We start from the raw sequence: 22,202 nt of genomic DNA on the forward strand, positions 1-22,202 counted from the left end.
CCAATGGCAGACAAAAGAGATTATTATGAGGTCTTAGGTCTACAAAAAGGGGCTTCGGATGACGAAATCAAAAAAGCTTATCGTAAGCTTTCAAAACAATATCATCCAGACATCAATAAAGAACCTGATGCAGAAGCAAAGTTTAAAGAGATTTCTGAGGCCTATGAAATATTAAGTGATTCCCAAAAAAGAGCTGCTTATGACCAGTATGGTCATGCTGGTACCGATCCGAACTACGGAGGCGGTTATGGCGGTGGATTCGGCGGCTTTAACAGTGGCGGATTCTCCGGTGGCGGTTTTGGTGGATTTGAAGACATTTTCGAATCGTTTTTCGGTGGTGGAGGCGGCAGAGCAGCCAATCCTAATGCACCTCGACAAGGAGCGGACTTGCAATATGCGGTTGATCTTTCCTTTGAAGAAGCGATTTTCGGAGTGGAAAAAACTGTTCAATACAATCGTGAAGAAACCTGTCATACCTGCGGTGGGAACGGGGCAAAACCAGGTACTTCACCAGAAACCTGTCATAAATGTCATGGTGCAGGTACCATCAATGTTGAACGTCAAACACCGCTTGGTCGTGTGATGAGCCGTCAAACTTGTGATGTTTGTCATGGAACTGGGAAAGAAATCAAAGAACCATGTACAACATGTCATGGTACTGGCCATGAAAAGAAAAAACACAGTGTGAAAGTCAACGTACCTGCAGGTGTCGAAGATGGACAACAAATGCGCTTGTCTGGTCAAGGAGAAGCTGGCACCAATGGTGGTCCTTATGGCGATCTGTACGTTGTTTTCCGAGTGGAAGAAAGTGATATTTTTGACCGTGATGGGTCGGAAATTTATTACGAACTGCCGTTAAACTTTGTCCAAGCTGCTTTAGGCGACGAAGTCAATGTACCAACGGTTCATGGGAATGTGAAATTAAAAATTCCAGCTGGTACGCAAACAGGCACAAACTTCCGCTTACGCGGTAAGGGAGCCCCTCGCTTACGGGGAGGCGGCAATGGCGATCAACAGGTCAAAGTGAAGCTGATCACACCTAAGAACTTAAATGAGGAACAAAAAGAGGCATTGCGGGCTTATGCAAAAGCCAGTGGCCATGAAACGAACGAACAACAACCAGAAGGATTTTTTGATAAAATGAAAGATGCTTTTGGTGGGAAAAAGAAATAACCATGAAAAAATCCAACTCATGCCCTTATAAAACCATCCGTTTTATAAGGGCATGAGTGTTTGTATGGCTATAAATGTGCAGTATGGGCAAGAATCGAATCTTCTTAGCCATCTTTTTTTCTTTTCCTTTGAAATCGCTTGCTTAGTGTGTCACAATAAAAGTAGACCAATTAAAGGAGGAGATACAATGGAAAGAATATTTGCGAGTCCGTCACGATACGTTCAAGGAAAAGGGGTCTTGAAGCATGGGTTATCCCATATCAAAGATTTAGGAAAGAAAGTGCTTCTTTTGACCGATGAAACTGTTTGGAAAATTGCCGGTGAAGAACTATTTGAGAACCTGAAAGCAGCCGAGTTAGATCCGGTAAAAGAAATTTTTGGTGGAGAAGCTTCTGCAAATGAAATCGATCGTATCGTCTCTAAAGCCAAAAGTGAATCAATCGAAGTGATTGCCGCATTAGGTGGTGGGAAAGCCATCGATACTGGGAAAGCTGTTGCGGATGAATTGAAAATACCGATTGCTGTTTTGCCAACGATTGCCTCCACTGATGCACCAACTTCGGCACTTTCTGTTATTTATACTGATGAAGGTCGTTTTGAAAAGTATCGTTTTTATAACAAAAATCCTGAACTTGTCTTAGTGGATACCGCTGTGATTGCCAAAGCGCCTGCCAAATTGCTAGCCGCTGGTATTGCGGATGCACTCGCAACCTATGTCGAGGCACGTGCTGTTGCTCGAAGCCATAGTAAAAATATGGTCGGCGGGGTGCAACCAATTGCCAGCATGGCGATCGCTGAAAAATGCGAAGAGATCCTTTTTGAGAATGCCTTAAAAGCCTATCAAGCGAATAAAAAACAAGTCGTTACCGAAGCTTTTGAACAAATCGTGGAAGCCAACACTTTGCTTAGTGGATTAGGCTTTGAAAGTGCAGGTCTGGCAGCAGCTCATGCGATTCATAATGGTTTGACAGCCCTTGAAGGAGACGTTCATGATCTGACCCATGGTGAGAAGGTTGCTTACGGAACACTCGCTCAATTGATGCTGGAAAATGCAGATCCTGAAGAGCTCGACCAATATATAGAATTGTATCAGGCATTAGAATTACCGACGACATTATCCGACATGCATCTTGCGGAAGCCAGCGATGCAGACCTATTAAAAATTGGCGAGCAAGCAACCATCGAAGGGGAAACGATCCACAATATGCCATTTCCGGTTTCTGCAGAAGATGTTGCAGCAGCGATCAAAGCCGTGGATGCCTATGTGAGTGCTTACTATCCTCTATGATGTTATTTTATTAAAGATCATCAATGTGTGCTCGGTGATTTCAAAAAACGTTTGACAATAAAAAAGAGTCGTGCTATTTTGATAACAAGCAAATTAAAGGAGGGAACAAGACATGACCAACGTCAACACACAAACTACCTGTTGTTGTTGTATGGTGCAAAAAGCAGCATACCGATTTGTCATGCCTATTATTAGTTCCTTTGTCGCAGAAGATCGCTGAAGTTTCTTTAGTGATTCACTTCTATCCGGATAAGACGACATTTTTTTGGGGTACTGATGTAATAGTCAGTACCCCTTTTTGTTTGCTGTTTTTTACCGCTTTCATTGGCGACGGCTGATGATTGCAAATGAAAATGAGTACATGAAGCATATGAGTTGTGCCAAACAAAGTTGAGCGAGGAGTCGAGCGATGATCGTTAATAATATAAAAGCATTGATTGGGCACACCCCATTCTTTGAATTTGATGCCGCAGCATTTGGCGGCAAAAAGGGAAGTACCATCTATGCGAAACTTGAGTATTTAAATCCTGGTGGAAGTATCAAGGACCGCTTAGGAAAGTATTTGATCGATGAAGCGTTTCGCGAGCATGTGATCGATCATGAGACAACCGTTATCGAACCGACAGCGGGAAATACTGGTATTGGTTTAGCTTTAGCTGGAATCGAGTATGGCTTAAAAATGATTTTTGTCATTCCTGAAAAATTTAGCCTTGAAAAGCAGCAACTGATTGAAGCGTTGGGCGGGACCATCGTTCATACGCCCACTGAAGCAGGCATTCAAGGGGCGATTGAAAAAGCAAAGGAAATAGCAAAACAGCTACCAAATAGTTATATGCCAATGCAATTTCACAATCAAAACAATCCTGCAGCCTACCAAGCAACCTTAGGCCCAGAGATCTTTCAGGAGTTATCTGGAAAAATTGACAGCTTTGTTGCTGGAGCTGGCAGCGGGGGGACCTTCGCGGGTGTCGCAACATACTTAAAGAAGCAAAAATCAAGCACTCGACTTGCTGTCGTTGAACCAGAAGGATCGATCTTAAATGGCGGGCCTGCCCATGGACATGAGATTGAAGGGATCGGTGTTGAGTTCATTCCACAATTTTTTGACGATTTGCTTATTGATCAAATTTATACGATCAGTGATGCGGAAGGCTTTGCTTTTACTCGTTACTTGGCAAGAAACTATGGTTTGCTTGTTGGAAGTTCAAGTGGAGCGGCGATGGCAGCAGCAGTAAAAGAAAGCCTCGAATTACCAACTGGAAGCTCGATCGTTACCGTCTTTCCAGATGGAGGCGATCGCTATCTATCAAAACAGATTTATGCGGGTGAATCAGCAATCACCCCATTCATAGGAGGAGTAAACCATGCATTTTAATACAAAAGTAATCCACGGCGGTATCAGCGAAGACGAAATGACTGGTGCTGTTAGTGTGCCAATTTACCAAACATCAACCTATCGGCAAAATGCTCTTGGTCAGCCAAAGCAATATGAATACAGTCGTTCAGGCAATCCAACTCGATTTGCCTTAGAAGAATTGATTGCGGATCTGGAAGAAGGCGCCCAAGGGTTTGCTTTTGCCTCTGGATTAGCAGCCACCCATGCGGTCTTCTCGCTGTTTCAGACTGGAGACCATGTCATTTTAGGGGATGATGTATATGGCGGGACGTTTCGTTTGCTCCATCAAGTATTAGAAAAAAGCGGATTGTCTTATACACTTGTCAAAACAAATGAGCTAGCTGCCGTTGAAGCAGCCATCCTTCCAGAAACCAAAGCGATCTTTCTGGAAACGCCGACTAATCCATTATTGAAGATCACGGACATCGCAATCGTTGCCCAACTAGCTAAAAAACAGGACATTTTGACGATCGTGGATAATACCTTTGCGACCCCTTACTTTCAAAAGCCGCTACAATTAGGCGCAGATATTGTGATTCACAGTGCTACCAAGTATCTCGGTGGACACAGTGATGTAGTAGCTGGGTTAGCGGTTGCCAAAGAGCCAAAAATCGCCGAAAGAATTGCTTTTTTACAAAACGCCATTGGTGGTGTATTGGGGCCTCATGATAGCTGGTTGATTCAACGAAGCATCAAAACTCTTGCTTTGCGGATGGAAGCACATCAAAACAACGCGATGAGAATTGCCCACTACTTACAAGCACATCCAGCTGTCGCAAACGTGTATTATCCAGGATTGATTGCCCATGAAGGACATGAGATCGCCAAATCACAGATGTCTGGGTATAGCGGTATGATATCTTTTGAACTAAACGATGAATCGAAAACAGCAGAATTTGTTGAATCATTAAAGATTTTTACTTTAGCAGAAAGCTTAGGTGGCGTGGAAAGCTTGGTAGAAGTGCCAGCCGTGATGACCCATGCCTCGATCCCTAAAGAAATTCGTGAGCAATCTGGGATCAAAGATGGCTTGATTCGGTTGTCTCTCGGCATCGAAGACGGTGAGGATCTGCAGGCAGATTTAGAGCAAGCGTTTGAAAAGGCAGGTAGCTAGTGATGGGGAGAGAGTTTATTCCAATTTTTTCTGACTGGGCAGCTGAGTACGATGAAACAGTTGCAGGTAAGGATGAAGAATATCGAGCGGTTTTTTTCAAATATGAACAGTTACTCGCTGAAATAGCTGAAAAAGCAGGGCAGTCTGTGGTAGAATTTGGTAGTGGAACTGGAAATCTAACACAAGCTCTGCTTGATCAAGGAAAAAACGTGCTGGCAATCGAGCCATCGCCAGAGATGCGGCGAATCGCCAAGTCAAAACCCAGTCTTTCTAAAGTGACTTTTGTAGATGGTGATATGGAGGTTTTTCCTGAGATCACGGATGTGATTGATACGATCGTTTCTACCTATGTTTTTCATCATCTTACGGAGGACGAAAAACAACGGGCAATCGGCAAATATGCTGCGATGCTGCCCAAAGGCGGGAAAGTGCTTTTCGGGGATACGATGTTTCTTTCTCTAGCCCACCAAATGGAACGAATCGATGAAGCACGGCAAGCTGGTCACCAGCGACTAGCCGCTGATCTGCAAAGAGAGTACTATCCAGTTATAGCGGATATCGAACGATACTTTCGTCAGCATGGGTTTACCAGTCGTTTTAAGCAGATCAATGAGTATGTTTGGCTTGTGGAAGCACAAAAAGAGTAGGAGAGAAGTACAATGAAAATGAATGTTGAAAGCTTTAATTTGGATCATAAGAAAGTCAAAGCACCTTATGTACGGGTTGCCGATAAAAAACAAGGAACGAATGATACCATCATCAAATATGATGTCCGTTTGAAGCAGCCGAACCAAGCGCATATGGATATGGCAAGTCTGCACTCGCTAGAACATTTGACGGCAGAATTGATTCGTAATCATGCGGATTATATCGTGGACTGGTCACCAATGGGCTGCCAAACCGGCTTTTATTTGACTGTCTTGAATCACGACGATTATGAAGAGATTTTGACCGTCCTAGAAAAAACCATGAAGGACGTTTTGCAAGCAACTGAAGTACCTGCCAGCAATGAAGTGCAATGCGGTTGGGCGGCGAACCATACCTTAGAGGGTGCGCAAAAATTAGCGCAAGAATTTCTTGATGAACGTGACAATTGGTCGACCGTTTTTGCCTAAATAAAAATAGAAGTAGAAAAAAGGTGCCTGCGTTTGGATTCGCAGACGCCTTTTTTGTTAAACCCGCAAAGAGACGGGGGTTCGATAGTTTTTGTTTATGGTTCTACTGCTTGGACAGTGATGCCGACTCCGTTTGGATTATAGGTTTGACTAATGTAAAACTCAAATCCTTCATGAACAAAGAAAAGTCTCCGAATGGCGCTAACGTCTCTGATGTGAGCATCTAAACCATACTGTTCGATCAATGTCTCTTTGATCTCCTCAATATCATCCTCTTTCCCGAATTGTGAGAAATCAATACCGAAAAATTCTGGGACATCAACCAATGTGATTCTCGATAAATGTTCATTTCCCGCGTTATCGGAGTCAAAATCAAAGCTGATTTTGGACAGTTTGTCCCTTGAACCTAAAGGAACTCTTTTTGTCTCGAGAGCGCTGCTGTCAGCCATCGTTGATAACAAATCAATGGCTGAATCAGGTAAACGAGTGGTTACTTTTCTTACTTCATCAACCATTGCTCCTTGATCGGGAGAAAAAACTTTTCTAGTCTCTTCCGTGACGATCACATTTTCGCGGCGCCGCTTTCGGTTAATGGCACTGCGCTCTTGGTTTACCCGATCACTACGTTTGATGAGATCGAGGCCAAGATCACTGATGGATTCAGGGGAAGGTCTTTCTTCCAGTAAAGCAGTTAAGTAATCGATCTCTAAAAACTGCTCGTAGGCAGCTGCTGGTTGATTTTCGCTGTAGAAGAGGACAGCTCCGAGTAAAAAACAACTAATGCCCAAACAAAGAAAAAGACTTCTTCTGCGATGCTCCCGGATTTTTTTCATAGGACGATTCAGTTTCATTTTATCCTTCAACTCCTAAGTTTTTTAGACGACTCATGATAATAGAGGTGTTTGAATTTCATCACGTATTTTACCAATCTTAGTTATGAGAGGTCGCTTAATGGATTACTCAATTTCTGTTTCAGAAAACTGATCATGCCAGGCCACATCAGAAACGGTTCGGTTAATAAGAGTGACAATGATTGCCTCACCATCGGAATTGATCCATGCATTAGATTCCACACCTACAACCGCTAGTCGCCAAGAAGGCAGTCCACCCATGATCTCAAGAACTTGATCGCAGGACATTCCTTCTTGCAATTGGTGGAGTAAGTCTTTGTTGACTGTTCGGTTCCACCGTCGCGGCAGCCCGATCTGCAATTGTTCACAATACGAAAATTGAGGGGCAGCTGTTTCGGTACTGCTCTGAGCTTGTGCAAAGTCATCAGAAGAACGAGCTGTTTCAGATGTGGGTTCGGATGTGTGGTTCTCAGTTCTGGAAGAAGAAGCTATAGTTTCAGAATCAGCTGACAAAGATTGAGAAGACGACGTTGCTTCTGGTAAAAAACTGCTCTTGGTGGTGTTATCCATGATTTCGTCAATTAAGGTACAGCCAGTGAGAAAGAGGGAGAGTAGCATTAGTAAGGGAAATAAAAAGATGATTTTCATAAGATAGGTTCCTCCAAAATGATTTTCGCTACTTTTCTTTGTTATTTTAATGTTGGTTTTTTATTAGAAAAATCCCGTCAGTTGCTATAAAATAAAAAAGAAAAATGTTTGTATGCCTATTTAGGTTTGGAGGGAGTGTTGTTTAATAAGTGTAACATGTTGCTTCCGTTCTGGCTACTTGATTTCCAATATCCTTTCGTGGTTTTAGTAAAATTGGTATCTGCAGCTTACGATGGTGAAAAGGAAATGTTATAATAGATTTAACTACTCAATAAAAATTTACTATTTTAAAGGTGAATCCTGTTTACTCTTACCAGATCAACAGGAACCAGCATACCTTTTGCTAAGAATTTATGTAAGGAATGATTTTTTTCATAACACGGAGAGGAGGAAGGAATATGAGCATCTTAAAGCAATGGCAAGCAAAACATCAAGCGAAAAAAGAAGCAAAAAAACAGGCGTTACGTTTAAAAAATGCCAAGCTTCGTGCAGCGGGGAAAGAGCCGTTGAAGGGCTGGGGGAAAATGGTTGATACTGGCATCGGCGGGGCGAACAAAGCAAACCCCATCGATACAAAAGTGTTTTTGGGGGAAAATCAAAAGCGGATCGCAGATGAAACGAAACGGAACAAACAATAAAGAAAACCTCTGCAACAGTTCCTTCGTCGGACTGTTGCAGAGGCTTTTTTAAATATTCAATACTTTGTCTAAGAAGTCTTTGGTACGCTCATGCTTAGGATTGGTAAAGATTTGCTCAGGTGTACCGTCTTCCAAGAAGTTCCCGCCGTCAATAAACATCACACGGTTTGCTACTTCTTTGGCAAAACCCATCTCGTGAGTTACGATCACCATGGTCATTCCTTGTTTTGCCAAATCCTTCATAACATTGAGTACATCGCCAACCATTTCTGGATCGAGTGCGGAGGTTGGTTCATCGAACAACATCACATCGGGATTCATTGCTAAAGCTCTAGCGATCGCCACCCGTTGTTTTTGTCCTCCAGACAGATTGTCAGGGTACATGTCTTTTTTATCTGCCAAACCGACCGTTTCTAATAAACGAATTGCGTTCTTTTCCGCTTCTTGCCGAGAAGCATTTTTTAGATCCATCGGTGCTAAAATGATATTTTCTAAAACCGACAAATGAGGGAAGAGATTGAAATGCTGAAACACCATGCCGATATGTTGACGAACAGCATTGATATTGGTGTTTTTATCCATCAGATGTGCGCCGTCAACGATAATATCGCCGCTGGTTGGTTCTTCTAAGCGGTTCAAACAGCGTAAGAACGTCGATTTCCCGGATCCTGAAGGACCGATCACACAAACGACTTCTCCTTCAGCGATTGAAACATTGATATTGTTCAATACGGTATTATCGCCGTATTTTTTTACAAGATTTTCAACTAAGATTTTTTCTTTCATGCTATTTCACCTTCTTTTCTAAAACTTTTGCAAGTTTCGTTAAAGCTGTGATCACGACTAAGTAAATAATCGCGATGATCAAGTAAACATAGGTACTTTGCGTAGTCCGAGCAACGATGATTTTCCCAGTTTGCAATAATTCTACGACTCCGATAACCGAGATGATCGTTGTATCTTTCAACGAGATAACGAATTGGTTAACGAAAGATGGAATCATGATTTTGATCGCTTGCGGTAAAATGATTTTCTGCATTGTCCGAGTGTAGGTCATCCCCAAACTACGAGAGGCTTCCATCTGACCTTTTGGCACCGCATTGATCCCGCCACGGACGATCTCAGCGATATAGGCACTGGCATTTAAAGTCAATGTAATGACCCCGGCTGCAAAGTCGGGAATCGTGATACCAATGGCATCGGAAAGGCCAAAGAAGATGAAGAAAGCCAATACCATCATAGGAATACCACGAATGATATCAACATAGATCCCTGCAAAAACCCGCAATGCTTTGATTGGAGCAACACTAAATAGTCCAAAAATGATGCCGATCACTAATGCTAAGGCAAAAGAAATCAATGCTAGTAAAAGGGTATTCCATAAACCTTTTAATAAGACGTTATAGTTGTTGCTGATCAAACCAGTGATCGTTGATTCATCCACTCGTTTTTCTGTGGCAGAGCCATCTTCAATGTATTTATTGATGATTTGATCGTACTCGCCAGTCCGTTTCATTTCTTTCAATGCTTCATTGAACATTTGGATCAGTTCAGGATTTTGGCCTTTTTTCACCGCAAAACCGTACTGACCGCCAGATTCTTTTTCAATCGGTGTCACTAGTTTTTGACCTTGGCTGATGGCATAACCGATCACTGGATAATCATCCATCATGGCATCGATTTGTCCGCCGTTAACAGCCGCATATAATTGATCGGCCGCATCATAATATTTGATCGAATAGCCATATTTTTCTTCGTTGGCGATCAAGAAGTCTGCACTTTCTGTCCCCACTTTCGCACCAACGGTTTTTCCATCTAGATCTTCATAGGAATTGATGGAATCATTGCCTTCTTTTACAGCGATCTGAATGCCGCTTTCAAAGTAAGAGTCTGAGAAGTCGTAGGATTGGCGACGCTCATCAGTGATCGTCATCCCAGCGATCATCCCATCTGCTTGGTTACCATCCAAGGCTTGCAAAGCTCCTGAAAAGCCGATGAAATTGAATTCGATATTGAACCCTTGTAATTCTGCCGCTCGGTTCATTAAATCAACATCGATCCCTACATATTCATTGTCTTCATTTTGGAATTCAAATGGAGCGAAGGCTGAGTCACTGGCAATTCGGTAAACATCTTTCTTTGGTTCAACTTTCACCATTTCACTGGTGTCTGCATCTGAATCAGACGTTGTGATGTAAGTATTGACGATTTCATCGTATTTGCCAGAAGCTTTCATGTTGGCTAAACCAGCATTGAATTTTTCAAGGAGTTCTTGATTTTGGCCTTTTCTGACAGCGAATCCGTAAGAAGCACCTTTTTCAGGTTCGCCGACAAGTTTCATGGGTTCGCCGTTGTTGATGGCATAGCCAAGCACTGGATAATCATCAAAAGCGGCTGCCACAGTACCATTGCGTACAGCGCCATACAACCCAGTAGCGTCATCATAAAGTTTGATGTCGTAGCCATATTGGTCTTTATTTTCTTCTAAAAAGCGGGCACTTTCGGTACCAACCTTTGCACCGACCGTTTCGCCCTCAAGATCTTCGTAGCTAGTAATGCTGTCATTGTCCGCAGCTACCGCCATTTGAATCCCACTATCAAAATAAGGATCTGAGAAATCAAACGTTTCTTTACGTTCATCAGTGATGCTCATCCCAGCAATCATGCCATCTAACTGATTTGATTGCACGCCTTGAATGGAGGCGTCAAAACCTAAAGGACGTAAATCAACTGCAAAACCTTGATCTTCAGCGATCGCGTTTAATAAATCTATATCGATCCCAACGTATTCATTATTTTCATTTTGGAATTCGAAAGGAGCAAATGTTAAATCTGTTCCTATCTTATACGTAGTTTCCTCCGCACTTGCTGACTTTACTGATAGCGTAAAAATGCTGATAATCAGCGCGATTAAAGCGAAGGACATGTGTTTTCTTTTCAAGAAAATTCCCCCTTTAGATATAACGTATTTATAGATTATATGGATTTTTTCTTCAACACACAAGTCTTTCTCTTTAAAAATATGACAAAATTGCTTAAACCTCACATCAGATGTTAGAAAATCAAACATGTTAAGTTATGCTTAATCGCATGAAACTTTCATAGCAAATGATGGCGAAAGTATGTTCGCTATGATATACTTATTTATGGAAAAGCGGCAGCGAGTTTTTCTTTTTTTGTTGTCGTTTAGAATAATCGAGGGGGAATGAAGATGATCGAAAGAACAACTTCCCATGAATTTGACTTAGTATCAAAATATCAACCAGCTGGGGATCAACCAGAAGCGATCCATCAATTGGTTGACGGGGTGGTCGGTGGAAAAAAAGCACAGATTTTGTTGGGAGCCACTGGGACCGGTAAGACTTATACGATTTCTAATCTAATTAAGGAAGTCAATAAACCGACATTGATCATTGCCCATAATAAAACACTGGCTGGACAATTATATGGCGAGTTTAAGGACTTTTTCCCAAATAATGCGGTCGAGTACTTTGTCAGTTACTATGATTACTATCAACCAGAAGCGTATGTTCCTTCTAGTGATACATACATCGAAAAAGACTCCAGTGTCAATGATGAAATCGATAAGCTGCGTCACTCGGCCACAAGTTCTTTATTAGAGAGAAACGATGTGATCGTTGTAGCTTCTGTCTCTTGTATTTTCGGTTTAGGTTCGCCGATCGAGTATGCCAGACAGGTTGTTTCTTTACGAGTAGGGATGGAAAAGTCTCGCGATCAACTATTAAAAGAATTGATCGAGATCCAATTTGAACGAAACGACATCGATTTTCAACGGGGGCGTTTTCGCGTGCGCGGCGATGTTGTGGAGATTTTCCCAGCTTCTCGTGATGAGCGAGCGTTACGCATTGAGTTTTTTGGCGATGAAATCGATCGGATTCGTGAAGTCGATGCCTTGACGGGCGAGATCATGAGTGACACCGAACATGTGTCGATTTTTCCGGCAACGCACTTTGTGACCAATGAAGACCATATGGAACATGCGATCGCTTCGATCCAAAGTGAACTCGATGAACGACTGAAAGTTTTGCGAGCAGAAAATAAGCTGCTGGAAGCACAGCGTTTAGAGCAGCGAACCAACTATGATATTGAAATGATGCGAGAAATGGGGTATACCTCAGGAATCGAAAACTACTCTCGCCATATGGATGGACGAAAAGAAGGCGAACCGCCTTATACGTTATTGGATTTCTTCCCAGATGATTTTCTATTAGTAATCGACGAATCACACGTAACGATGCCCCAAGTTCGTGGGATGTATAATGGTGACCGTGCTAGAAAACAAATGTTAGTGGATTATGGCTTCCGTTTGCCTTCTGCACTGGACAACCGTCCGTTACGCTTGGAAGAATTTGAGAAGCATGTCAATCAAATCGTCTATGTGTCAGCAACCCCTGGACCATATGAATACGATCAAACCGATACCGTCATTCAACAAATCATTCGTCCGACTGGTCTGTTAGATCCGGTGATCGAAGTACGACCGATCATGGGTCAAATTGACGACCTAGTAGGAGAAATCAATGAGCGAGTCGAGCGAAATGAACGGGTCTTTGTCACGACCTTGACGAAAAAAATGTCTGAAGATTTGACGGATTACTTTAAAGAATTAGGGATCAAAGTCAAATACTTGCACAGTGACATCAAAACATTGGAACGAACAGAGATCATTCGCGACCTGCGTCTCGGTGAATTTGATGTACTGGTCGGAATCAACTTACTGCGAGAAGGGTTAGACGTCCCAGAAGTTTCCCTGGTTGCGATCCTTGATGCCGATAAGGAAGGTTTCTTGCGCAGCGAGCGTTCATTAGTCCAAACCATCGGACGAGCAGCTCGTAACTCAGAAGGAAAAGTAATCATGTACGCCGATAAAATGACCGATTCGATGCAGCGAGCGATCGACGAAACAGCGCGACGCCGAAGTATTCAAGAAGCCTATAACGAAGAACATGGAATCGTACCGAAAACCATCATCAAAGAGATTCGCGATCTGATCGCGATCACGAAAGTGGCGGAAGAAACTGGCGAATACACCACGACTTCTTATGAAGAACTGAGTCGTGAAGAAAAAGCAACCTTGTTGCTGAAATTAGAAAAAGAAATGAAAGATGCTGCGAAAGCATTGGATTTTGAAACGGCTGCTACCTTGAGAGATACTATTCTTGAGCTAAAAGCTGCTGATTAGAAGGAGAAACAATATGGCAAATGATAAAATCGTGATCCATGGGGCACGGGCCCATAATTTAAAAAATATCGATGTGACGATTCCCAGAGACCAGCTCGTTGTTGTAACTGGTCTTTCGGGTTCAGGGAAAAGCTCCTTAGCATTTGATACGTTGTATGCCGAAGGACAGCGCCGGTATGTCGAAAGTCTATCGGCGTATGCCCGTCAGTTTTTAGGGCAAATGGATAAACCCGACGTAGATAGCATTGATGGACTTAGTCCAGCGATTTCTATCGATCAAAAAACCACCAGTAAGAACCCGCGATCAACAGTGGGGACGGTTACTGAAATCAATGATTATCTGCGGCTTCTTTACGCCAGAATCGGTCACCCAATCTGTCCCAATGATCATATCGAGATTACTAGTCAGTCGGTTGAGCAGATGGTGGATGAAGTTTTGGCATTACCAGAACGCACCAAGATCCAATTGTTGGCACCTATCGTTTATCAAAAGAAAGGGCAGCACAAAAAAGTCTTCGAACGTATCCAAAGAGAAGGTTATGTTCGGATGCGGGTGGATGGCGAAGTCTATGATGTCTCTGAAGCGCCTGAATTAGAAAAAAATAAAAAGCATGATATTGCCATCATCATTGACCGAATCGTTGTAAAGGAAGGCATCCGTTCTCGTCTGTTTGATTCCTTTGAAGCGGCATTACGTTTAGCTGATGGCTATGCGGTAGTCGATGTGATTGGTCAAGAAGAGATGCTTTTCAGTGAACATTATTCTTGTCCGTATTGTGGCTTTACAGTTGGTGAATTAGAACCACGGCTCTTTTCATTCAATGCGCCTTTTGGTGCTTGTCCAGACTGTGATGGTCTTGGTGTGAAGCTAGAAGTCGATGTCGACCTAGTGATTCCCGATCAAAGCAAAACGTTGCGTGAAGGTGCACTATTACCTTGGAACCCAATCAGTTCACAGTATTATCCGCAAATGCTGGAACAAGCCTGCCAAGAGTTCAATATCGATATGGACACACCCTTTGAAGAACTGCCAGAAGAACACAAAGACATTATTTTGAATGGTTCGAATGGAGAAATTTTCCATTTCCATTATGAAAATGATTTCGGTGGCGTACGTGATGTTGAGGTCGCTTTTGAAGGGATCGTACCAAATATCAAACGCCGTTATCATGAAACCAACTCTGATTTCACCCGTGATCAAATGCGTTTGTATATGACGGAATTGACTTGTAAAACTTGTCATGGCTATCGTTTGAACCCTCAAGCGCTGTGCGTGCAAGTCAACGGAAAACACATTGGTGAAATGAGCGAGATGGCAATCAACGATGCGTTGAACTTTGTCGAAGAATTGAAACTATCGGAACAAGAGCAAATGATCGCACGTCCGATCGTGAAAGAAGTCGATGATCGTTTAAGCTTCTTGAAAAATGTCGGATTGGACTATTTGACCTTGAGCCGTGCATCAGGCACACTCTCTGGTGGGGAAGCGCAACGGATTCGTTTGGCAACACAAATCGGCTCCAATTTGTCTGGGGTGCTTTACATTCTTGATGAGCCATCGATCGGTCTTCACCAACGGGATAACGATCGCTTACTAGATTCATTGCGGAAAATGCGTGATCTTGGGAATACCCTGATCGTCGTTGAGCATGACGAAGACACGATGCGGGCAGCGGACTACTTGATCGATGTCGGTCCAGGTGCAGGACACGCAGGTGGTGAGATCGTCGCTGCAGGCACTCCTGATGAAGTCGCAGCCAATGCGTCTTCCTTAACAGGTCAGTACTTATCAGGAAAACGACAAATCCCGACACCAACGGAACGCCGCAAAGGCAATGGTGAAAAGATTCGTGTGACCGGTGCTTCTGAGAATAACTTGAAAAACATTTCGGTCGATTTTCCATTAGGAAAGTTCGTCGCCGTTACTGGGGTCTCTGGCTCTGGTAAATCGACATTAGTCAACGAAATTTTGAAAAAAGCCTTGGCGCAAAAAATCAATCGGAATTCGAACAAGCCTGGTCGCTTTAAAACCATTACTGGTTATGAAGCGATTGAGAAATTGATCGATATCGATCAAAGCCCTATCGGTCGGACGCCTCGAAGCAATCCAGCAACGTATACCAGTGTCTTTGATGACATTCGCGATTTATTTGCTAAAACCAATGAGGCGAAAGTCCGTGGTTATAAAAAAGGCCGCTTTAGTTTTAATGTAAAAGGTGGACGCTGTGAAGCATGTAAAGGGGACGGAATCATCAAGATCGAGATGCACTTCTTACCTGATGTCTACGTACCTTGTGAGGTTTGTCATGGCAAACGTTATAACTCAGAAACGTTAGAAGTTCATTACAAAGGAAAAAATATTTCGGAAATCTTAGATATGACCGTGGAAGATGCAGTGGAATTTTTCCAACATATTCCTAAAATCCATCGAAAATTGCAAACGATCGTCGATGTCGGTCTAGGTTATGTCACGATGGGACAACCAGCGACTACTATGTCTGGTGGGGAAGCGCAACGGATGAAGCTTGCCAGTGAACTGCACAAAAATTCCAATGGCAAGAGTTTTTATATCTTAGATGAACCGACGACTGGTCTGCATACGGATGATATTGCCCGTTTGTTGAAAGTTTTGGAACGATTCGTCGACGCTGGCAATACCGTTTTAGTGATCGAGCACAACTTGGATGTCATCAAATCAGCGGACCATGTGATTGATCTAGGTCCAGAAGGTGGCGAAGGTGGTGGAACGATCATTGCAACTGGTACACCAGAAGAAATTGCTGCGGTTTCTGAAAGCTACACCGGTCATTATTTGAAAAAAGTCCTTTAAGCAAGGAAAAGAGCACTCACTTTTTTACTTGTCTGTCAATAGGTTTCGCTAAAGTTTAAGGAAGCGTGAAATATCTGCAAATTTCATGATAAGGGCTTGAAATCAAAATTTTATTTGATAGAATAGCAATAGGTATACGTATATTCGCATTGAATAAACTGCCTATAAGTTCTATCCGTTCAAAGTGGGAGAAAGCAATCAAAGATAGATACTTTGATTGCTTTTTTCTTTGTGGTATTATAATTCTATTGTAATTAAACGAAACGAGAGAGGTCGTTTTTCGTATTCAAAAGAGAGAGTGATTTTTGATGAGTCAGGAAAATTTTCTTCCCATATTATTAGGAAGCGATATGAATGTTTATGGTATGGCCAGAGCATTCCACGAAGCATATGGCATTCAATCAGTTGCTTATGCTGGTGCGGAACTTGCGCCAACCCGCTTTAGTAAAATTGTTACAATCAATCAAGTGGAAGGTTTTGACCATGATCCAGGATTCACTGAGACGTTGATCAAGTTAGGTAAAAATACTTACAACGATCCTGCCATGAAATATTTATTGATTCCCTGCGGCGATGGCTATGCAGAACTGTTAGCGAAGCATAAAGAAGAATTGAAGCCTTATTATACCTTTATTGCCAATGACTATTCCTTATTAAAACGGTTGATCAATAAAGTCAGTTTTTACGAAGTTTGCGAGGAATATGGCTTGCCTTATCCTAAGACCTTCATTTTAACACCTGAACTGTTGACGGAAGGAACGTTCAAAGGAGAGCTGCCTTTTGATTTTCCTGTGGCTTTGAAACCAGCAAATAGTGTCGCGTGGCTGTCAGTTGATTTTGAAGGGCGCAAAAAAGCTTTCATTATTGACAATCGAACAGAATTTGAAGAAATCGTTTCTCGCATTTATCAAGCGGGTTATCAATATGAAATGATCGTCCAAGATTTTATTCCTGGCGATGACAGCAACATGCGGGTCTTAAATGCCTATGTTGATGAGAATCACGAAGTTCGCGTGATGGGCTTAGGTCATCCTTTATTAGAGGATCCAACGCCTGGAGCTGTTGGGAATTATGTCGTGATCATTCCAGATGAAAATGATCAAATCTATCAAATGATCCGTAAGTTTTTAAAAGAGATCGAATATGTTGGATTTGCCAATTTTGACTTGAAATATGATGCGCGAGACGGTCAATATAAATTATTTGAAATCAACTTGCGTCAAGGAAGAAGCAGTTTCTTTATTACCTTAAGCGGATTGAATCTGGCGAAGTTCATCACAGAGGATTTAGTCTTCGAAAAACCTTATACAGAAACGGTTTATGGCAAAGCTGACGCGCCTGAAGCGAAATTATGGCTAGGAGTACCAAAAAACATTTTCTTGACTTATGCAAAAGAAAATCCTGCGAAAGAACGAGCAAAAAAATTATTAGCAGAAAATCGCTGGGGAACGACTGTCTTTTACAAAGAAGACTTATCTCTAAAGCGTTGGATTCTATTAAAGAGAATGTTCCATCTGTACAACAAACGATTCAAAACGTATTTCCATACGAAAGAAGGCTAGAAGATGGAGAATTTTTTTAGTATTTTAGGCGGCATGGGAACGTTAGCGACGGAAAGTTTTGTCCGCATTTTAAACCGACGGACACAGACCCATAAAGACCAAGATTACTTGAACTATGTTTTATTCAATCATGCGACAGTCCCAGATCGGACGGCATATATTTTAGACAACACGTTAGAAAACCCTGTTCCATATTTAATGGACGACATCGAAAAACAAAATTTGTTAAAGCCAAATTTTATTGTGTTGACTTGTAACACCGCCCATTATTTTTTTGATGAGCTGCAAGCTGCCACTGAGATCGAGATTTTGCATATGCCTCGTGAGGCTGCGAAAGTCGTTTTTGAAAAAGGCGTTACTGGAAAAGTGGCCTTTCTTGGGACAGAAGGCAGTGTCAAAGCCGGCATCTATGAGAAAGAATTGCGGAAGTTCGGACTTGACGTCTATCTTCCAGAGCCGACGATCCAAAAAAAGGTCAATACATTGATCTATGATCGAATCAAAGAAAATGATCATTTGGATCAAGAACTTTACTTTGAGATACTGGAAGAAGTCACCGAACGTATCGGCTGTGAAAGCGTAGTGCTTGGATGTACCGAGTTGTCCTTGATGGATGAATTTGTGACTGATAATCCGTATCCAGTCGTCGATGCCCAATCGATTTTAGTTGATCGGACGATCGAAAAAGCATTGGCAAATCGCCAAGCAATCTAAAGCTGATAGCGACGTTAGCGGCATTTTTTGAGCTAACGTCTTTTTTTATGCCGGTGTTCCAATGATACGCCCGGCATGATATAATAGAGTTGTTTCAGAAAGGAGTTTTACCTATGACTGAAGTGGATCATTTAGAATTGGTCATTATTACTGGGATGAGCGGAGCCGGCAAAACGGTCGCGATCCAGAGTTTTGAAGATATGGGGTACTTTTGTATCGATAATATGCCCCCAAGCTTGATCCCTAAATTTTGGGAACTGATCAAAGAATCAGGAAAAGTGACAAAAATTGCCTTAGTTGTCGATCTGCGTTCAAGATCGTTTTTTGAAGAAATCCAAAGTATGCTGATCGATATTGAAAACACGAATTTTATCGACACACGGATGCTCTTTTTAGATGCATCGGACAATGAATTGGTGTCAAGATACAAAGAAACGAGAAGAGCACATCCATTAGCGATGGATGGATTAGTTACGGAAGGCATTCGCAAAGAGCGAGCGATCTTAAACGATTTGAAGACGCGTGCCAGTATTGTTATCGACACAACGACGCTGACCCCACGGCAATTGAGAGAAAAAATCAATCAAGAATTTCGTGCTTCTCATGAGACAGGGTTTCGTATTGAAATACTTTCGTTTGGCTTCAAGTATGGCTTGCCGATCGATGCTGATATTGTGATGGATGTTCGTTTCTTACCGAATCCCCATTACATTCCAGAGTTGCGTCCTTTAACGGGTAAAGATGAACCCGTGTATGAGTACGTCATGTCTTTTCCAGAAACGGAAGAATTCTATCAGCAATTTAGTACACTGTTGCAAACGATCATGCCAGGCTATGTCAAGGAAGGCAAAAGCAGCTTGACGGTGGCTATCGGCTGTACTGGGGGCCAACACCGTTCAGTTGCATTATCTGAGCGCATCGGTGCGGTTTTGGCAGAAGGCTATCGCGTCAATATTACTCATCGCGACAAAGATAAGCGTAAAGAGACGGTGAATCGTTCATGAAAATGAAAACGTACCGGATCAGAAAGCCGAAGATCGTTGTGGTAGGTGGCGGAACTGGGTTACCAGTCATCCTGAAGAGCTTGCGGAATCAGGGTGTCGACATCACAGCGATCGTTACGGTCGCTGATGATGGCGGTAGCAGCGGCGAGATTCGCAATTTGGTTTCCTCTATCTCGCCACCGGGGGATCTGCGCAATGTTTTGGCGGCTCTATCTCATATGCCGCAACTGTATAATGATATTTTTCAATACCGTTTTAAAGCCGAAGACAAATTTTTAGCCAATCATGCCCTGGGGAACTTGATTATTGCGGCGATTGCTGAAATGCGCAGCAGTACCTATGAAGCCATTCAAATTTTGTCAAAAATCATGCATATCGATGGACGAGTTTATCCTTCGTCAGATCTGCCATTGGTGTTGCACGCTGTTTTTAAAGACGGCACCGAAGCGGTAGGAGAGTCCAAGATTGCGGTTGATCGCAAAACGATCGATCGGGTCTTTGTTCGTAATCAAGAAAATAATGATGAGCCGAAAGCAGCTCGTAAAGTTGTTTCTTCAATTATGGAGGCAGATATGATCGTCTTGGGTCCTGGTAGTCTCTTTACTAGTATTTTGCCCAATCTCATGATTAGCGAGATCGGCCAAGCAATGTTGGAAACACAAGCTGAAACGGTTTATATTTGTAATATCATGACCCAAAAAGGTGAAACTGAACACTTTAGTGATGCCGACCATGTGCGGGTCCTGCATAAGCATTTAGGCAAACCCTTTATTGATACGGTGTTAGTCAACACCGAGAAAGTTCCAGAAGGGTATATGGACCCAGAGATTTATGATGAATATCTTGTACAAGTGAAACACGATTTCCAAGGACTGCGAGAAGAAGCCAGCCGTGTCATTTCAGCTGACTTTCTGGAGCTTAGAGATGGCGGAGTTTTTCATGACGGAGATAAAGTGATTGAAGAACTTCTACGTATCGTTTACGGGGCCAAAATCTAAGAAAGGAGGGATTTTTTTATGTCCTTTGCAGCAGAAGTAAAAAAAGAATTGACCGCATTAGAAGTTCATCGCGAACATGCCAAGGCAGAATTGGCCGCTTTGATTCGGATGAATGGGTCATTAAGTATCAACAACCAACAATTTGTTTTAAACGTTCAAACAGAAAACGCGGCGATCGCCAGACGCATCTATTCGTTACTAAAAGATCATTACGACGTGCGCAGCGAATTGCTGGTCCGTCGTAAAATGAAATTAAAAAAGAACAACGTTTACATCGTTCGTTTGAAGCAAGATACACAGCGCGTGCTTTTGGACTTAGATATCATGGACGGGCTGATGTTTCAAAGCCATGTTTCTGATGAGATCATGGGCAATACTCAAAAAATGCGTTCCTATTTACGAGGCGCTTTCATGGCATCTGGGTCCATCAACAATCCAGAAACCAGCCGCTATCATTTAGAGATCTATTCCATCTACGAGGAGCATAACCAAGATATTTGCGATATGCTAAACGCATATGGATTGAATGCCCGTGCATTAGAACGCAGAAATGGGTATATCTCTTACTTGAAAGGCGCTGAGAAAATCGCTGATTTTTTGACACTGATCGGTGCCACCAATTCCATGCTGAAATTCGAGGACGTGCGGATCGTGCGTGATATGCGTAACTCAGTCAACCGTTTGGTGAATTGCGAAACCGCCAATATGAACAAAACGATCGACGCTGCTTCGAAGCAGATCGACAATATCGAATTTATTCAAGATCGAGTTGGCTTGCAAGCTTTACCTGAAAAGCTGCAAGAAATCGCCGAATTACGTTTGGAACATCCCGAGGTCAGCTTGAAAGAGCTAGGAGAAATGATTCCATCAGGAGCGATCTCGAAATCAGGAATCAATCATCGCATTCGCAAAATCAACGAATTTGCGGATCATCTTCGGGAACAAGTCAGCTAGTCGAATGGAATAAAAATGAATCAAAAAACAGGAGCCGATTTGACGTGGAAGTTCGCGTCAAATCAGCTCCTGTTTTTTGTTAGAGGTTATTCATTGATCAATGCAGTTAATTCCTCAGCAGAGATCGATTCATCAAAAATGTGCCCATCTAAGACAATCGTTGGCACAAATTGAATGTTGGCGTTTTTCGCTTCTTCCACAATTTCTCCTGCGATCGCAGGATGGTTTTGTTCAGATAGCCCTAAGGTATTTTTCGCATATTCTGCCACTTCAGGTAAAGATAAATGCCCCCATTCGTCTTGTGTTTGATAAATTTTTGTGATCTCAGCGATCGTTGCCTGAGGATCTGTACTGGAAACAAAGCGGTGCATCACATTGCCTCGTTGCAATGATTCTTTTTCTTTGTCGAATAATTTGATGACACGGCGTAGTTTCCCAGCTGCGACAGCTTCACTTAAGATCGGTAACGATTCCTCAAACCATTGCCGACAATAAGGACAGCGCAAATTCATAAATTCGACGATCGGTTTAGCTGATGGGTCTCCGATATGTATCCCTGTTACCGCATTTGTTTCCTGTGCTTTGATGATTGAAATATCCATTAAGATTCCTCCTTTTTCTTTTAGTTTACCGAAGTTTCTACTGAAAGAAAAGCCTCAGGTCTTTTGATTTAAGTCTGTGAAAAGAGGAGGAGAATGAGCTAAATACTATGTA

19 protein-coding genes are annotated in these 22,202 nt (G+C 42.5%); 14 read left to right on the forward strand and 5 right to left on the reverse strand.

The features are described from left to right. Nucleotides 1-3: 3 nt before the first annotated feature. The 6 genes from dnaJ (at nucleotide 4) to IGK61_RS07625 (ending at nucleotide 6,086) form a co-directional block, all read left to right on the forward strand. On the forward strand, nucleotides 4-1,173 hold the full coding sequence (gene dnaJ, locus IGK61_RS07600; protein ID WP_005225937.1) for a molecular chaperone DnaJ: 1,170 nt from the start codon (nucleotides 4-6) through the stop codon (nucleotides 1,171-1,173). A 187-nt stretch (nucleotides 1,174-1,360) separates the two neighbouring features. Then, nucleotides 1,361-2,461, forward strand: a complete 1,101-nt coding sequence (locus tag IGK61_RS07605; protein ID WP_074536419.1) for a glycerol dehydrogenase — start codon at nucleotides 1,361-1,363, stop codon at nucleotides 2,459-2,461. Between the two features lie 409 nt (nucleotides 2,462-2,870). Further along, entirely contained in the window at nucleotides 2,871-3,836 is a 966-nt protein-coding gene (locus tag IGK61_RS07610) for a PLP-dependent cysteine synthase family protein (protein WP_074536418.1), read from the forward strand. Next, nucleotides 3,826-4,971, forward strand: a complete 1,146-nt coding sequence (locus tag IGK61_RS07615; protein ID WP_074536417.1) for a cystathionine gamma-synthase — start codon at nucleotides 3,826-3,828, stop codon at nucleotides 4,969-4,971. The genes IGK61_RS07610 and IGK61_RS07615 overlap by 11 nt, the downstream gene beginning before the upstream one ends. Before the next feature lie 2 nt (nucleotides 4,972-4,973). Continuing rightward, on the forward strand, nucleotides 4,974-5,618 hold the full coding sequence (locus tag IGK61_RS07620) for a class I SAM-dependent methyltransferase (protein ID WP_010748111.1): 645 nt from the start codon (nucleotides 4,974-4,976) through the stop codon (nucleotides 5,616-5,618). 12 nt (nucleotides 5,619-5,630) lie between these two features. Continuing rightward, the gene (locus IGK61_RS07625) at nucleotides 5,631-6,086 is read left to right on the forward strand and encodes an S-ribosylhomocysteine lyase (protein WP_074536416.1); all 456 of its coding nucleotides are present in this window, start codon (nucleotides 5,631-5,633) and stop codon (nucleotides 6,084-6,086) included. A 95-nt stretch (nucleotides 6,087-6,181) separates the two neighbouring features. Here the strand turns inward: IGK61_RS07625 and IGK61_RS07630 are convergent, their stop codons facing one another. Together IGK61_RS07630 and IGK61_RS07635 are read right to left on the reverse strand one after the other, a co-directional pair. Continuing rightward, nucleotides 6,182-6,937 carry a Tat pathway signal sequence domain protein gene (locus tag IGK61_RS07630; RefSeq protein WP_074536415.1) on the reverse strand — a complete coding sequence of 252 codons (756 nt, stop codon included), beginning with the start codon at nucleotides 6,935-6,937 and terminating at the stop codon, nucleotides 6,182-6,184. Nucleotides 6,938-7,042: 105 nt separating this feature from the next. Then, on the reverse strand, nucleotides 7,043-7,585 hold the full coding sequence (locus IGK61_RS07635) for a hypothetical protein (protein ID WP_074536414.1): 543 nt from the start codon (nucleotides 7,583-7,585) through the stop codon (nucleotides 7,043-7,045). Between the two features lie 398 nt (nucleotides 7,586-7,983). On the opposite strand from IGK61_RS07635, the gene IGK61_RS07640 reads away from it, so the two are divergent. Further along, entirely contained in the window at nucleotides 7,984-8,223 is a 240-nt protein-coding gene (locus tag IGK61_RS07640; protein ID WP_074536413.1) for a hypothetical protein, read from the forward strand. Between the two features lie 48 nt (nucleotides 8,224-8,271). Here IGK61_RS07640 and IGK61_RS07645 read toward each other — a convergent pair whose 3' ends face one another. Both IGK61_RS07645 and IGK61_RS07650 read right to left on the reverse strand, forming a co-directional pair. Further along, on the reverse strand, nucleotides 8,272-9,009 hold the full coding sequence (locus tag IGK61_RS07645; protein WP_005225946.1) for an amino acid ABC transporter ATP-binding protein: 738 nt from the start codon (nucleotides 9,007-9,009) through the stop codon (nucleotides 8,272-8,274). A gap of 1 nt (nucleotide 9,010) precedes the next feature. After that, entirely contained in the window at nucleotides 9,011-11,164 is a 2,154-nt protein-coding gene (locus tag IGK61_RS07650) for an amino acid ABC transporter substrate-binding protein/permease (protein ID WP_010748161.1), read from the reverse strand. Between the two features lie 270 nt (nucleotides 11,165-11,434). Here IGK61_RS07650 and uvrB point away from each other — a divergent pair, with 270 nt between their 5' ends. From uvrB to whiA, 7 genes are all read left to right on the forward strand, one after another. Beyond that, nucleotides 11,435-13,426, forward strand: a complete 1,992-nt coding sequence (gene uvrB / locus IGK61_RS07655; RefSeq protein ID WP_074536412.1) for an excinuclease ABC subunit UvrB — start codon at nucleotides 11,435-11,437, stop codon at nucleotides 13,424-13,426. A gap of 13 nt (nucleotides 13,427-13,439) precedes the next feature. Further along, entirely contained in the window at nucleotides 13,440-16,256 is a 2,817-nt protein-coding gene (gene uvrA, locus IGK61_RS07660; RefSeq protein ID WP_074536411.1) for an excinuclease ABC subunit UvrA, read from the forward strand. A gap of 308 nt (nucleotides 16,257-16,564) precedes the next feature. Beyond that, nucleotides 16,565-17,818, forward strand: a complete 1,254-nt coding sequence (locus IGK61_RS07665; RefSeq protein ID WP_016610145.1) for a carboxylate--amine ligase — start codon at nucleotides 16,565-16,567, stop codon at nucleotides 17,816-17,818. 3 nt (nucleotides 17,819-17,821) lie between these two features. Continuing rightward, entirely contained in the window at nucleotides 17,822-18,532 is a 711-nt protein-coding gene (locus IGK61_RS07670) for an amino acid racemase (protein ID WP_005225951.1), read from the forward strand. Nucleotides 18,533-18,645: 113 nt separating this feature from the next. After that, entirely contained in the window at nucleotides 18,646-19,536 is an 891-nt protein-coding gene (rapZ, locus tag IGK61_RS07675) for an RNase adapter RapZ (RefSeq protein ID WP_074536410.1), read from the forward strand. Further along, entirely contained in the window at nucleotides 19,533-20,534 is a 1,002-nt protein-coding gene (locus IGK61_RS07680) for a gluconeogenesis factor YvcK family protein (protein WP_074536409.1), read from the forward strand. Before rapZ ends, IGK61_RS07680 begins: the two co-directional genes overlap by 4 nt. An 18-nt stretch (nucleotides 20,535-20,552) precedes the next feature. Next, nucleotides 20,553-21,488: a DNA-binding protein WhiA gene (gene whiA / locus IGK61_RS07685; protein ID WP_005225954.1), complete on the forward strand. Its 936-nt coding sequence runs from the start codon at nucleotides 20,553-20,555 to the stop codon at nucleotides 21,486-21,488. Nucleotides 21,489-21,574: 86 nt separating this feature from the next. Here the strand turns inward: whiA and IGK61_RS07690 are convergent, their stop codons facing one another. Then, on the reverse strand, nucleotides 21,575-22,090 hold the full coding sequence (locus IGK61_RS07690; RefSeq protein ID WP_074536408.1) for a DsbA family protein: 516 nt from the start codon (nucleotides 22,088-22,090) through the stop codon (nucleotides 21,575-21,577). Nucleotides 22,091-22,202: the final 112 nt, after the last annotated feature.

The organism is Enterococcus sp. AZ063, assembly GCF_051715045.1.
Classification (GTDB): domain Bacteria; phylum Bacillota; class Bacilli; order Lactobacillales; family Enterococcaceae; genus Enterococcus_D; species Enterococcus_D casseliflavus.

Excerpts from the sequence above, each read along its gene's own strand:
- dnaJ (WP_005225937.1), top strand. The coding sequence starts at position 4 with ATGGCAGACAAAAGAGATTATTATGAGGTCTTAGGTCTACAAAAAGGG.
- IGK61_RS07670 (WP_005225951.1), top strand. The coding sequence starts at position 17,822 with ATGGAGAATTTTTTTAGTATTTTAGGCGGCATGGGAACGTTAGCGACG.
- IGK61_RS07640 (WP_074536413.1), top strand. The coding sequence starts at position 7,984 with ATGAGCATCTTAAAGCAATGGCAAGCAAAACATCAAGCGAAAAAAGAA.
- IGK61_RS07630 (WP_074536415.1), bottom strand. The coding sequence starts at position 6,937 with ATGAAACTGAATCGTCCTATGAAAAAAATCCGGGAGCATCGCAGAAGA.
- uvrB (WP_074536412.1), top strand. The coding sequence starts at position 11,435 with ATGATCGAAAGAACAACTTCCCATGAATTTGACTTAGTATCAAAATAT.
- IGK61_RS07690 (WP_074536408.1), bottom strand. The coding sequence starts at position 22,090 with ATGGATATTTCAATCATCAAAGCACAGGAAACAAATGCGGTAACAGGG.
- IGK61_RS07620 (WP_010748111.1), top strand. The coding sequence starts at position 4,974 with ATGGGGAGAGAGTTTATTCCAATTTTTTCTGACTGGGCAGCTGAGTAC.
- rapZ (WP_074536410.1), top strand. The coding sequence starts at position 18,646 with ATGACTGAAGTGGATCATTTAGAATTGGTCATTATTACTGGGATGAGC.
- uvrA (WP_074536411.1), top strand. The coding sequence starts at position 13,440 with ATGGCAAATGATAAAATCGTGATCCATGGGGCACGGGCCCATAATTTA.
- IGK61_RS07610 (WP_074536418.1), top strand. The coding sequence starts at position 2,871 with ATGATCGTTAATAATATAAAAGCATTGATTGGGCACACCCCATTCTTT.
- IGK61_RS07625 (WP_074536416.1), top strand. The coding sequence starts at position 5,631 with ATGAAAATGAATGTTGAAAGCTTTAATTTGGATCATAAGAAAGTCAAA.
- IGK61_RS07645 (WP_005225946.1), bottom strand. The coding sequence starts at position 9,009 with ATGAAAGAAAAAATCTTAGTTGAAAATCTTGTAAAAAAATACGGCGAT.
- IGK61_RS07665 (WP_016610145.1), top strand. The coding sequence starts at position 16,565 with ATGAGTCAGGAAAATTTTCTTCCCATATTATTAGGAAGCGATATGAAT.
- IGK61_RS07680 (WP_074536409.1), top strand. The coding sequence starts at position 19,533 with ATGAAAATGAAAACGTACCGGATCAGAAAGCCGAAGATCGTTGTGGTA.
- IGK61_RS07605 (WP_074536419.1), top strand. The coding sequence starts at position 1,361 with ATGGAAAGAATATTTGCGAGTCCGTCACGATACGTTCAAGGAAAAGGG.
- IGK61_RS07615 (WP_074536417.1), top strand. The coding sequence starts at position 3,826 with ATGCATTTTAATACAAAAGTAATCCACGGCGGTATCAGCGAAGACGAA.
- whiA (WP_005225954.1), top strand. The coding sequence starts at position 20,553 with ATGTCCTTTGCAGCAGAAGTAAAAAAAGAATTGACCGCATTAGAAGTT.
- IGK61_RS07635 (WP_074536414.1), bottom strand. The coding sequence starts at position 7,585 with ATGAAAATCATCTTTTTATTTCCCTTACTAATGCTACTCTCCCTCTTT.